This window comes from Erythrobacter sp. W36 (assembly GCF_057364935.1).
The window spans coordinates 2324943-2337512 of sequence record NZ_CP200281.1 but is presented as its reverse complement, the minus strand read 5'-3'; the positions used below and the strand labels follow the sequence as shown (position 1 = coordinate 2337512).

At 60.5% G+C, this 12570-nt stretch carries 11 protein-coding genes; 5 read left to right on the top strand and 6 right to left on the bottom strand.

Annotated elements, in window-relative coordinates; translation table 11 throughout:
- Positions 1 to 22: 22 nt before the first annotated feature.
- Together mltA and AC0V6U_RS11320 are read left to right on the top strand one after the other, a co-directional pair.
- Complete coding sequence (mltA, locus tag AC0V6U_RS11325; protein WP_472643273.1) at positions 23 to 1261, top strand: murein transglycosylase A; 1239 nt, start codon at positions 23 to 25, stop codon at positions 1259 to 1261.
- Positions 1258 to 1854: a Smr/MutS family protein gene (locus AC0V6U_RS11320; protein ID WP_472643272.1), complete on the top strand. Its 597-nt coding sequence runs from the start codon at positions 1258 to 1260 to the stop codon at positions 1852 to 1854. The genes mltA and AC0V6U_RS11320 overlap by 4 nt, the downstream gene beginning before the upstream one ends.
- 20 nt (positions 1855 to 1874) lie before the next feature.
- On the opposite strand, the gene AC0V6U_RS11315 is transcribed toward AC0V6U_RS11320, so the two are convergent.
- Positions 1875 to 2429 carry a DUF2306 domain-containing protein gene (locus tag AC0V6U_RS11315; protein WP_472643271.1) on the bottom strand — a complete coding sequence of 185 codons (555 nt, stop codon included), beginning with the start codon at positions 2427 to 2429 and terminating at the stop codon, positions 1875 to 1877.
- 181 nt (positions 2430 to 2610) lie between these two features.
- Here AC0V6U_RS11315 and AC0V6U_RS11310 point away from each other — a divergent pair, with 181 nt between their 5' ends.
- Positions 2611 to 3468 (top strand): LytTR family DNA-binding domain-containing protein, encoded by an 858-nt coding sequence (locus AC0V6U_RS11310; RefSeq protein ID WP_472643270.1) that lies wholly within the window; start codon positions 2611 to 2613, stop codon positions 3466 to 3468.
- Positions 3469 to 3584: 116 nt separating this feature from the next.
- Here the strand turns inward: AC0V6U_RS11310 and katG are convergent, their stop codons facing one another.
- The 5 genes from katG to aroC form a co-directional block, all read right to left on the bottom strand.
- Positions 3585 to 5786 carry a catalase/peroxidase HPI gene (katG, locus tag AC0V6U_RS11305; protein WP_472643269.1) on the bottom strand — a complete coding sequence of 734 codons (2202 nt, stop codon included), beginning with the start codon at positions 5784 to 5786 and terminating at the stop codon, positions 3585 to 3587.
- Between the two features lie 254 nt (positions 5787 to 6040).
- Positions 6041 to 7630 carry an alkyl hydroperoxide reductase subunit F gene (gene ahpF, locus AC0V6U_RS11300; protein WP_472643268.1) on the bottom strand — a complete coding sequence of 530 codons (1590 nt, stop codon included), beginning with the start codon at positions 7628 to 7630 and terminating at the stop codon, positions 6041 to 6043.
- Positions 7631 to 7724: 94 nt separating this feature from the next.
- Complete coding sequence (gene ahpC / locus AC0V6U_RS11295; protein ID WP_472643267.1) at positions 7725 to 8291, bottom strand: alkyl hydroperoxide reductase subunit C; 567 nt, start codon at positions 8289 to 8291, stop codon at positions 7725 to 7727.
- A gap of 184 nt (positions 8292 to 8475) precedes the next feature.
- Positions 8476 to 9384: a fatty acid desaturase gene (locus AC0V6U_RS11290; RefSeq protein WP_472643266.1), complete on the bottom strand. Its 909-nt coding sequence runs from the start codon at positions 9382 to 9384 to the stop codon at positions 8476 to 8478.
- A 338-nt stretch (positions 9385 to 9722) separates the two neighbouring features.
- On the bottom strand, positions 9723 to 10799 hold the full coding sequence (gene aroC / locus AC0V6U_RS11285; RefSeq protein WP_472643265.1) for a chorismate synthase: 1077 nt from the start codon (positions 10797 to 10799) through the stop codon (positions 9723 to 9725).
- Between the two features lie 544 nt (positions 10800 to 11343).
- Between aroC and ruvA the strand changes: the two genes are divergently transcribed.
- Entirely contained in the window at positions 11344 to 11952 is a 609-nt protein-coding gene (ruvA, locus tag AC0V6U_RS11280) for a Holliday junction branch migration protein RuvA (protein ID WP_472643264.1), read from the top strand.
- Positions 11953 to 11966: 14 nt separating this feature from the next.
- Entirely contained in the window at positions 11967 to 12482 is a 516-nt protein-coding gene (locus AC0V6U_RS11275; protein ID WP_472643263.1) for a hypothetical protein, read from the top strand.
- The last annotated feature ends 88 nt before the right edge of the window (positions 12483 to 12570 follow it).

Below are 12570 nucleotides of genomic sequence, written 5' to 3'. Positions count from 1 at the left end.
CACTGACCTTAAGGAGAGTACAATGCGCACAGGCCTGGTTCTGGCGATCGCTGTCCTCCTGTCCGGCTGCGTCCGGCTAATCCCAGAAAGCACTGCGCCGAGCGGCCCGGTCGTGACGACACCGCCTCCCCCTGTGACCGCGCCAACCGCTCCGGTTACGCCGCCTGCGCCCACCGGCCCCGCGCCGACCAGCGCGCTGATGGCGGGCGTGAAGGCGGGACCATATGTTTCCGGGCTTGGCTATTCTCAAGCGGATGCTGAGGGCGCGCTTCGCTCTTTTATCGAAAGCTGCCCCAGCCTGCTGCGACGCGAGGACACCACTGGCCTAACCCGGCAAAGCGATTGGGAGCGAGCTTGCGAGGCCGCACCGCGCAATCGCGGCACCGCCGACACTTTCTTTGCGACCTATTTTGAAACCGCGATTATCGGCACGGGCGAGGCTTTTGCGACCGGATATTTCGAGCCTGAAATCCGCGCAAGCCGCACGCGCGCGCCGGGCTTTCAAACGCCGATCTATGCCATGCCGAGCGATCTGAAGCGCGGATGGACGGCGGATATCCCCGAGGCTGAGCGCACTGGGCGGCCCCCGCTGGGACGCACCAATGAAGCGGGCGAGTTCGTGCGCTATTACGAGCGCCGCGAGATTGAAGAAGGCGCGCTTGATGGGAAAGTCCCTGTCATCGCTTGGGCCGCTGATCCGGTTGAGCTCTTCTTTCTGCAGATCCAAGGTTCCGGGCGCCTTCGCACGCCCGAAGGCGAAGTAATCCGTATCGGCTATGCCGGACAGAATGGCCGCGAATATGTCGGTGTTGGCCGGGTCATGCGCGACCGGGGCTTGATCGGCGAGGGGCCGGGCAAATACGCTGGCTCCATGCAAGGCATCATGGCCTATATCCGCGAGAATCCCGAGGAAGGCCGCGAGCTGATGCGCCTCAATAAAAGCTGGATTTTCTTCCGCGAGCTAACCGGTGATGGGCCGCTGGGTTCGCTGGGTATTCCGGTACGGCGGGAAAGCTCTGTGGCGGTTGATCCGCGCTTTGTGCCTTACGGCGCGCCTGTCTGGCTCGACCTCGACCGCGATGTTGCCGATGGCCTGTGGATCGCGCAAGACACTGGCGGGGCCATAAAGGGCCCGAACCGCTTCGACACTTTTTGGGGTGCAGGCGAAGACGCGCGTCAGATCGCCGGCGGCATGAGTGGGCGCGGGCAAGCGCTGATCCTGCTTCCGCGCGGCGTAGTGGAACGCCATACTGGCCAATGAGCATACCGCGCGGCCTCAATGAGCAAGAGGCGGCTGCGTGGGCGCATTTGGCGCAGAGCGTCACCCCGCTAGAGGGGCGTGCGCGCCCTGTGATGCCGCAAGAGCCAGCCGCTGGCGTGCAGACCAAAGCGAAACCCAAAACCGGCTTGAAGACGCCGCAGCCAGTGTCGCCGATGCGCAAACAGTCCAAGAAACTCCCGCGCGCGAGCGCACAGGTAGCCGCTGCGCCGCCGCCCAAACTGGCTCCGTCCAGTCTCGATGGCCATTGGGATCGCAAGCTGAAAACGGGCCGCATTGTGCCCGATTACACACTCGATTTGCACGGTCACACGCTCGACAGTGCCTACGCGCGGCTCTCCAGCGGGCTTGACCAGGCGCGGGCGATGGATGCGCGGGTCGTACTGGTGATTGCCGGGCGCTCGCGCCCCGTGGACCCAGCGGACCGCGGGGAAAAGCGCGGCGCTATCCGGGCCAAACTGCTCGATTGGCTCGCCGCTGGCCCGCATGCTGGCGCGATCTCCGCAGTAAGAGCCGCACACCGCAGCCACGGCGGCGAAGGCGCGCTCTATCTGGTGCTGAAGCGGTCGCGCTAATCAGCCGCGCTCGTCTCCGCTTACCAGCCAAACAACCAGACATTCATCAGCCGACCAGGCAGCGCCATGCTGAAAATGCCTGGGATCATGAGCGCGCCTAGATAGAGGCTCATGATTTCTTTCTTATGGCCTTTCATGTCGCCCCGGCGAGCGGTGGCGATCAGTTTGTAGGATGCCCAGAGAGTCATCGGCACGAAAATATGGATGAAGCTGAACGTACCGCTTGATTGGATGAAGATCGCCGATGTTGCCGTGATCACCATCAGCGCGATCCAGATCTTGCCCAGCAATTTGTGCCACTTGGTCCCTTTGGGTGCGAGCAGCAGATAGCCTCCCAATGGGATCGCAGGCAGCACGGTCGCCACATGCAACATGATCACTAAGTCGCGCGTCGCCGGATGGTCTGGTGCGAAGCCCAGCAAGCCGCGCATCAATGCATAGAATGCGACCAGCGTCATCCCGGTTCCCGCAATCGCTACGATTGCGCGCTGGGTTGGCGTGATATCGAATGCATGTCGCTGTTTCTTTTTGGAGCCGGCATTGGGCTGAGCGGCATTAAGTGTCACAGTGGTCATTGATTTGTATCCCTGTTGCCTTGGTATGACCTGACAATGCCGCGCCCCCATTTGCGGGCAATCACTGCTACGCGAGCGGGTGGGTTCCTTCGCAGGTTGGTCGGATTTGCACATGAAAAACCGCTGAATCGCGGTGCTTTGCCACTTTACGAAGCGCGAATGGGCAGTCAGAACCGGCGGTATGGACAGCGGGGAAAGCAATCAGCGCAATAAGACGGCGCGTAAAATCGTGATCGACCTTTCGATCATGACGGTGATTGGCATAGTCCTGGCATTTGTCGGGCCCTTTGGCAGCTTTGCTGAGCCGCTGGCATACCGCTTGGTCAGCTGGGTGAGTTTCGCGTGGATCGGCTATGCGATTTACAGCCCGATGAGCTGGGTGGTTGATCGGCTTTATGTTGCGCTCGAACTGCCTCGCCCTGGGCTTTGGGTCGCGGCGGTTGCATTGGCGACAATTCCGATGGCCGTCATTGTCTGGTCGATGGGCTTTTTGCCTGGGCCAGTCAGGATGCCGACGCTCGAGCAGGCGCTCACATCCTATTTCTATGTCTTTTTGGTGGGAGGCGGAATCACTGCGTTTTTCTACATGCTTGAAACACGGTCAACTATCGCTGAGGTCCAGCCAGGGCCAAAGCTCGCGGATGTTGAAGGGACGCCGAACGTTGCCATTCCAGAACTAGCGCCGAATGATGCTCCAATGGCACAGGGGACAGTCGAGCCCGCGTCCAGTCCGCGTTTGCTCGGGCGTCTACCAGCTGAGCTTGGCAGCGAGATCATCGCGCTCGAAATGGAGGACCACTATGTCCGCGTCCACACGGCGCTTGGGTCCGAGCTCGTGCTGCTCCGGCTGCGCGATGCAATGACGGAACTGGGCGGAATTGAGGGTCTGCAAACGCACCGCAGCTGGTGGGTGGCGCGCGGCGCGGTGGAAGACGTGCTGCGTGAAGGTCGCAATGTCCGCTTAAAGCTGGCGCGTGATATTGAGGCTCCGGTGAGCCGGGCGAATATCTCCGTTCTGAGGGACGCTGGCTGGATCTAAGTCGATTTCTGATCTGACGCTCCACCAAGCGCCGACCCGTTTCCTAAGCCACAAACCAAAAGCCCCCGACATTTCTGCCGAGGGCTTTCTTGCGACCCGATCAGGCTCGTGCCGGATCAGCCGTGGTATTTCGCATGGGTCAGATCAAAGCGATCTGCGTTCATGACCTTGGTCCAAGCCGCGACAAAGTCAGCGACGAACTTCGCTTCATTGCCCGCCTCGGCATAGACTTCTGCCTGTGCGCGCAGCTGGGAGTTGGAACCAAAGACCAGGTCCGTGCGGGTGGCGCGGAACTTCTCTGCGCCGGTCTTGCGGTCGGTGCCGATGTATTCTTCATCGCCGCTGCCATCGACCGGGGTCCATTTCGTTCCCATGTCGAGCAGGTTGGTGAAGAAGTCCGGGGTCAGCTGGCCTACCCGGTCGGTGAACACGCCGTGGCTGGTATTGCCGGTGTTTGCACCGAGCGCCCGCATGCCGCCAACCAGAACGGTCATTTCCGGAATGGACAGGCCGAGCAGATGCGCACGGTCGATCAGCATTTCCTCGGTCCGCACGCTTGCTTTGGTCTTGAGGTAGTTGCGGAAGCCATCGGCAAACGGCTCCAGCGGCTCAAAGCTCTCCGCATCGGTGTGCTCTTCGCTCGCATCGCCGCGTCCGCCAGCAAATGGAACGCTTACACTGTGGCCCGCATCAGCAGCAGCTTTCTCAACCGCAGCCGTTCCGGCGAGCACGATGGCGTCGGCCATCGAGATATCGCCGCGCAGCTCGTCGATCTTGGCGAGCACTTTGCTAAGCTCATCGGGATCGTTCGCAGCCCAGCCATTTTGTGGGGCGAGCCGCACGCGGGCACCATTGGCGCCGCCGCGGTGGTCCGAATTGCGATAGCTTGAGGCCGAGGCCCATGCCGCTTTGACGAGTTCGCTCACGGTTAGCCCGCTGCCGAGGATGGCCGACTTGAACGCGCTAACCGCGCTGTCAGCAGGTTCGGTGCCAGCAGGTACCGGGTCCATCCAGATCAGTGTTTCTTCCGGAACTTCAGGGCCCATGTAGCGGACCTTCGGACCCATATCGCGGTGGCACAGTTTGAACCATGCACGCGCAAATGCGTCGTCCAGCTGCTCTGGGTTGGCGAGGAAGCGCTCGGAAATCTTGCGATATTCCGGGTCCATCTTCAGCGCCATATCAGCGGTGGTCATCATGGTCGGAACCTTCTTCGAAGGATCGCGGGCATCCGGTGCCATATCGGCTTCTTCCGGATTGATCGGCGTCCATTGCTGCGCGCCAGCCGGTGAGTGCACCAGTTCAAAGTCATATTTGAACAGGATCCGGAAGTAGTCATGTGACCATGAAGTTGGATTGTTAGACCATGAACCCTCGATGCCCGAGGTGGTGATGTGCCCCTTGGCAATCTCTTCCTCGTCGACCAGCCAGCCCATGCCTTGCTGGTGCAGTTCTTCGCTTTCCGGAGCGCCGCCAAAGGTATCGGCTGGCTGCGCGCCATGCGCCTTACCAAAGGCGTGGCCGCCAGCGGTCAGAGCGACGGTTTCCTCGTCATTCATCGCCATGCGAGCGAAAGTTTCGCGCATGTCGCGGGCCGATTGCAGCGGATCAGGATTGCCGCCTGGTCCTTCTGGATTGACGTAGATCAGGCCCATCTGGATCGCGGCCAGCGGGTTTTCGATCTCCGCGCCATCATCGGGACGGATGCGGGTGGCAACGCCTTCGTTCACCCACTGCTCTTCAGTGCCCCAATAGACGCTTTCTGGCTCAAACACGTCGGCGCGGCCGCCGCCAAAGCCGAACACGGGTCCGCCCATCGATTCAATCGCGACATTGCCGGTGAGGATGAACAGGTCAGCCCAGCTGATGTTCTTCCCGTATTTCTGTTTGATCGGCCACAGCAGACGGCGCGCCTTGTCGAGGTTGCCGTTGTCTGGCCAGCTGTTGAGCGGGGCAAAACGTTGCTGCCCGCTGCCTGCGCCGCCGCGGCCATCGCCGGTGCGATAGGTGCCGGCTGCGTGCCACGCCATGCGAATGAAGAACGGGCCATAGTGGCCGTAATCCGCTGGCCACCAATCCTGGCTGTCAGTCATCAGCGCGGTCAGGTCTGCCTTCAGCGCGGTGTAATCGATTGTGTTGAAGGCCTCGGCATAGTCGAAGTCGTCGCCATAAGGGTTGGCGTCGCGGCCTTCTTGAGTGAGGATCTCGAGCTGCGTCGCCTCTGGCCACCAATCGCGATTGGTCCGGCCTAAGAGAGAGCGCATTGAGCCGTCGCCATTGAAGGGACAGCCGTTCATTTCACCAGTTTTAGCATCCATCGGGGTTCTCCTCACCACTTGAGACTCGGGGTTGAGCCAAGGTTATGAGGAGAAGATGACTGTTTGAGTTTGATCTGTCTAATCGATTAATATGCGCTGATTGATTGATAGGATCGATTGAAGCACTTGCTTGGAATGCGCGCAGGAGACAGCAAAAGGGGCAAACGCTCGGCGTTCACCCCATAATGCCATTTCTTGGCTGATTGTCGGTTCAGTGGGACCGCGCGTCGCAAGCGAGCGCGTATCCCGCAAGCTTATGCCGCTTCGGCAACCTCGTCTGCGGGTTCGTTGCGGATCAGATAGTCAAACGCGCCAAGGCCAGCCTTCGCGCCTTCACCCATCGCCACAACGATCTGCTTGTCCGGCACGGTGGTCGCATCGCCCGCGCCGTAAATGCCGGGCAGGTTGGTTGCGCCGTGCTGATCAACCACGATCTCGCCGTGCTGGGACAGCTCAAGGCCAGTGCCCTCCAGCCATTCCGTATTCGGCACCAGGCCGATCTGGACGAACACGCCTTCGAGCTCGATCCGGCGTTCATCGCCGCTGGTGCGATCTTTGACGATCAGGCCGCTGACCTTTGATCCATCGCCGAGCACTTCGGTGGTCTGGCCCGAGGTGATGATTTCGACATTGGAAATGCTGCGCAATTTGCGTTGCAATACATCATCGGCGCGCAGTTTGCTGTCATATTCGATCAGTGTGACGTGGCCGACGATTTTGGCGAGATCGATCGCAGCCTCGACGCCGGAGTTGCCGCCGCCGATCACAGCGATGTTCTTGCCCTTGAACAATGGGCCATCACAGTGCGGGCAATAGGCAACGCCCTTGTTGCGATATTCCGCCTCGCCTGGAACGCCGAGATTGCGCCAGCGCGCACCGGTCGACAGGATCAGCGAGCGCGCCTTCAGAACCGCGCCATTGGCCATGGTCACTTCGTGCATGCCGCCTGCTTCGCCAGCTGGTTTCAGCTGGGTCGCGCGGGCCAGATCCATCACATCGATGTCATAATCACCCGTGTGGCTTCTGAGGTTATCGGCCAGCTTTGGCCCCTCGGTGTAGCTGGTGCCAGGCAGGTTCTCGATCCCGAGCGTATCCATCAGCTGACCGCCGAAGCGCTCCGCTGCGATACCGGTGCGAAAGCCCTTGCGAGCGGTGTAAACGGCAGTGGCTGCGCCAGCAGGGCCGCCGCCGATTACCAACACTTCAAATGGCTCTTTCGCGTCGAGCTTCTCAGCCGCTTTCGCGTCCGCGCCGCTGTCGAGCTTGGAGAGGATCTCTGCCAGCTCCATCTTGCCATTGTAGAAGCTCTCGCCATTGAGGAAGGTCGCGGGCACAGCCATGATCTCGCGCGCGTCTACTTCGCCTTGGAAGGTTCCGCCTTCGATCAGCGTGGCGTTGATGCGCGGGTTTTCGAGCGCCATCAGGGTGAGGGCTTGCACGACGTCCGGGCAATTGTGACAGCTCAATGAGAAGAACATCTCAAAGTCATAGTCGCCTTCCAGCGCGCGGACCTGCTCGATCAGATCAGCATCGACCTTTGGCGGATGGCCACCTGCCCACAGCAGGGCGAGCACCAGAGAGGTGAACTCGTGGCCCATCGGCAGGCCAGCAAAGCGAACCCATTTGGTCGCGTCGCTGGCGCGGCGAATGATGAAGCTGGGCTTGCGATCGTCGGTGCCGTCAAAGCTGGCGCTGACCAGCTCGTGCAGCTCAGCGATCTCGCTCAAAAGCTCCCGGGTCTGCTCGGACTTTTCGCTCTCATCCAAGCTTGCAACGAGCTCAATCGGCTCGCGCAGATTGGCGAAATATTGCTTCAGCTGGGTTTGCATATTGGCATCGAGCATGGAGAAATCCGTGTTGTCTTGAGTGGGTGGCGGCGCGGCCCTCACATGTGAAAGCCGCGCCGCCGAGTATGTGTCAGTGGCCTAAGGCCGCTGCTTAGATCTTGCCGACCAGATCGAGCGATGGGGCCAGCGTGTCGCTGCCTTCTTCCCATGCTGCCGGGCAGACCTGACCGGGGTTGGCGCGCACATATTGAGCGGCCTTGATCTTGCGGGTCAGTTCGTTGGCATTGCGGCCCACGCCTTCGCAGGTTTGCTCCATAATCTGGATCACGCCGTCGGGATCGACCACGAAAGTCGCACGGTCGGCCAGGCCCACGCCTTCACGCAGCACGTCGAAATTGCGCGCGAGCACGTGGTTTTGGTCGCCCAGGAATGGGAATTGCAGCTTGCCGATCTTTTCGGAAGTGTCGTGCCATGCCTTGTGGCTGAAGTGCGTGTCGGTGCTGACGCCGTACACTTCGACGCCCATGTCTTGCAGCATGGCGTACTTCTCGCCGAGGTCTTCGAGCTCGGTTGGGCACACAAAGGTGAAGTCAGCAGGATAGAAGAAGAAGATTGCCCACTTGCCCTTCACGTCTTCGTCGGTGACTTCGTAGAAATCTTCGCCGGCTTTGAAGGCTGTGGCGGTGAATGGTTTGATGGTTGAGCCGATAATGCCCATTGGTAATACCCCTTATTTGGTAATGCGTTACGTGGGGCGCGGTCCGCCCCTGACGTGCGCTCCAGATAGGGAATGCTGCGCTGCACAAAAGCCGATTAGTGCGATCACGATAATCGAATTTTTCAATCGAAGTTTCTGGGAACCTTCTGCGCTCTCGCAAGCAGGTAATTGGTCGCGTTTCGGCTTAGACCGTCAGCCGTTTCGCCTCGCGAAAGCTGACCAGCTTGCGGCGGTCCTCATCCCATAGCGCGAGCCACATTGAGCTCACTGCCTCGCGCGGGCCGACGCGGTTGATCTCTGCCAGCTCCGGGTGTTCCTTCAGCGCGGTGGGCAGGCGGTAAAACGGGATCCGGCTGACCAGATGATGGATGTGATGGATCGCGATATTGCCCGTGAACCAGTTCATCACAGCGGGCAGGTGCAAGTAGGAGCTGCCGCCAATCGCGGACTCGTGATAGGACCAGTTCTCGCGCGTGTCCCAGTGCGCATCTTCAAACTGATGCTGAACATAGAACAGCCACACCCCAACCGATGCGGCGGTCAGCAGCACGGGCAAGAACACGATTGCGGTCACATAGGCTCCGAAGATCAGCCCCAATGTAATGAGCAGCGCGCCTGCAGCCGCGTTGGTGGCCAAGGCGCTGATCCAATAGACCGAGCCATCCTTCATCAGCCCAATCGGCAGGCGGTGCCTGAGCAGGAACAGATAGGCAGGGCCAATGCCCATCAACACGATCGGATGGCGGTAGAGCCGGTATCCAAACCGCCCCAGCCAGCTCTTTGCCCGGTATTCGCGCACGGTCAGCGTGTCGACATCGCCAAACCCGCGCGCATCGAGATTGCCCGTGCTGGCATGGTGCAGCTCGTGGCTGCGCCTCCAGCAGTCGTACGGCGTCAGCGTCAGCACACCGATCGAGCGGCCAAGCCAATTGTTGGCGGTCTTGCTCTTGAAGAACGAGCCATGCCCGCAATCGTGCTGAATGATGAACAGGCGCAGCAGCAGCATTCCCGCAAACGGCGTCAGCGCAAAGGCGATATAGTGCCCGGCCTGAACCGCGAACAGCATCGCGCCCAGCAGCGCTGCGAACGGCACGAAGGTCGAGGCGACTTCCCAGATGCTGCGTGAGACGCGCGGTGTCCGGTACGCAGCCAGCTCGCGGGCGAGGACGCGCGGGTTGATCGCTCAGCTCAGCCTCTTCTGCGGTGGTTGCAGGGGCTTACTCAGAGCTTCCTTCCTCCAGGCCGTAGGCGGCGCTTTCGAGGTGGAGGTCTGATTGCTGAGAAGGGGAAGAACGGATGGGGATACCTGCTTGTTCGTTGAGAGGGGGCAAAGCGTTGTTCTAGCTAGCCAATGGCGGGTGATGTGGCAATCGGCGTTGGTCGAATGGCAGAGCCGCTTGGTAGTGTTCGCGGCGTACGTGAGCCCGCATCCTATGCGCCGCCAACCTGAGCACGGTGCAGCAGCTTGTGGTCCGCCAGCACCAGCGCCATCATCGCCTCCACCACCGGCGTGCCGCGAATACCGACGCACGGGTCGTGCCGTCCCTTGGTGCGGACCTTGGTCGCCTCTCCATCAGAGTTGATCGAGTCCACCGGGGTCAGGATGGAGCTGGTTGGCTTGAACGCCGTGCGGCACACCACCGGCTGTCCGGTTGAGATGCCGCCCGCCGTGCCACCCGCATGGTTGCTCGCATACTCAGGCGTGCCATCTGCGCCCGGGCTCATCGCATCGGCGTTTTGCTCGCCGGTCAGCCGCGCGGCCTCGAACCCATCGCCGATCTCCACGCCCTTGGTCGCGTTGATCGTCATCATCGCGGCGGCCAGATCGCTGTCGAGCTTGGCATAGACCGGCGCGCCCCATCCGGCGGGCACGCCTTCCGCGACGCATTCGACCACCGCGCCCAGTGATGACCCATCCTTGCGCGCTGTATCGACCAGCTCTTCCCAGCGTTTCGCCGCCCAGCTGTCTGGACACCAGAACGGATTGCCCGCAATCTCAGCCAAGTTGATCGCCTCGCGGTCGATCCTGTCCCCGCCCAGCTCGCACACGAAGCCGGTGATGGTGATCTCTGGGATGATGAGCCGCGCCACCGCACCCGCCGCCACGCGCGCTGCGGTTTCGCGCGCGCTGCTGCGCCCGCCACCGCGATAGTCGCGGATGCCGTATTTCGCATCATAGGTGTAGTCCGCATGACCGGGGCGATAGCTCTTGGCGATCTCGCCGTAATCCTTGCTGCGCTGATCGGTGTTCTCGATCATCATGCTGATCGGCGTGCCTGTCGTCTTGCCCTCGAACACGCCAGAGAGGATCCGCACCAGATCGGCCTCTTTGCGCTGAGTGGTGAACTTGCTCGTGCCCGGCTTGCGCGCGTCCATGAACGGCTGAATGTCCGCCTCGCTTAAGCCAATGCCCGGCGGGCACCCGTCGAGCACCACGCCCAGTGCCGGTCCATGGCTCTCGCCCCAAGTGGTGAAGCGCAATGCGCGTCCGAAGGTGTTCCAACTCATAGCCGCCCAATTCGCCAATCTCGCCGCGTTTGTCCACCTTTGGCTGAGTGTGTTTCGCCGCAAAGCGCGATCACTCGGTTCGCCGCACGCCAGCCACGCTTGGAACGGCTGGAACACAGTACAGAGGAAGAAAAGCAATCGATCACAGGTGTCCCGATTGATCGGAATTTCCGATGAAGCGTGAAAGGCGTGAGGAGTAAAGCGGTTGGCATAGGTGAGCTCATAGCGAACGCCCGCGAGGTAGGAAAATTAGGGAGTATTCTTTGTTTGCCCGAAACGCGAGCGTACGCATCGCTATCTTGCTCTGTAACGGCGCGCAGCGCCGCAAGCCCAAGCGGGCGTCCGCAGCGATGCGATCTATGATCGCATGAGCGAGGATTGCGCACGCCGGATGGCGTGCGGGAAAACTAAAGACTCCTCTATGGCCGAACAGCCGGCGCTTGAGGCCAAACAAAAAACCAGCGCTTGCGCAAAACAATCAACTTCCTCTGGTCAAAGCCGCACAGGTAAGGCAGGAACAAACCATGTCCAAGGGAACACGAATATGATCGCAAAATTATCCGGACGGCTCGATGAAACGGGCGAGGATTGGGCCATCGTCGATGTTCAGGGCGTGGGCTATCTGGTCCATTGCTCCACCAAAACGCTCGCCGCCATGGGTGAGGTGGGCGAGGCCTGCACGATCCACACCGATTTGCAGGTCAGCGAGAACGACATGCGTTTGCTCGGCTTTGCCGAAAGCGCAGAGCGCGATTGGTTCCGCCTGCTCACCACCGTTCAAGGGGTGGGCAGCAAAGTGGCCTTGGCAATCCTCTCTGCCCTGTCGACCGGCGAAGTGCGCGATGCCTGCGCTGGCGGCGATGCGGCCACGGTCGCACGGGCCCAGGGCGTGGGGCCAAAACTGGCGAGCCGGATCGTCAATGAGCTGAAGGATAAGGCGGGCGGTCTGCCCGGAGGCGGGATTGCGGGAGCGCCGGTCGGCGCGGTCTCACAAGCAGGCGGCGCAAGCGCGGACGCGGTGAGCGCGCTGGAGAACCTCGGCTTCAAACCAGCGGTCGCGGCGCAAGCGGTCGCCCGCGCGCAAAGCGAATTGGGCCAGGATGCAAAGGAAGGCGATCTGATCCGGGTGGCGCTTAAGAAGGCAGCTGGGTGATGGAGGGTAAGAGTATGACTTCTGAGGGCAGCAGTTCGTTGGAGCAACGATCCACAGAGGAACAGATTTTGCGCACGGCTGCTTTTGAAGAAAAGCGTGCATTAGAAGAAGTTCGCAAAATGCTTCTAGAAGAGCACTCCCACCTCTTCAGATGGCTTAATGGATCACTTCTCGCTGTAAATGGTGGAGCTGCGGCAGCAGTAGTTGCTAGCGAAGGGCTCGATGGAACAACTAAAGCAGTTGCTGGGAGTTTTTTCCTGGCCGGGATTTTAGTTGCGCTCCTAATTGCGGTGTTCGGACAAAGGTCTACGCAAAAAACGCTTCCGAAATTCCAGAATCTCATTGGTTATTGGATCGCGGTTTCAATCGATGGAGAGCGTGACGAAGAGTTAGAGAGTGAACTAAAGTCGGATATTATGGAACCGCTTTGGCTTGCGCACGCGAGCCAAGCATGTGGTTGGATCTCCGCGCTCCTATTTGGATCAGGTGCCATCTCACTAGGGGTTGGCTTGTTTCGGCTTGGCACATAGTTGGTCATGGAAAATTTGTTGTCAGTAGAAGATGGACCCCGGATCAAGTCCGGGGTGACGACAATGGAAGAGTGGCTGCATCAACCCT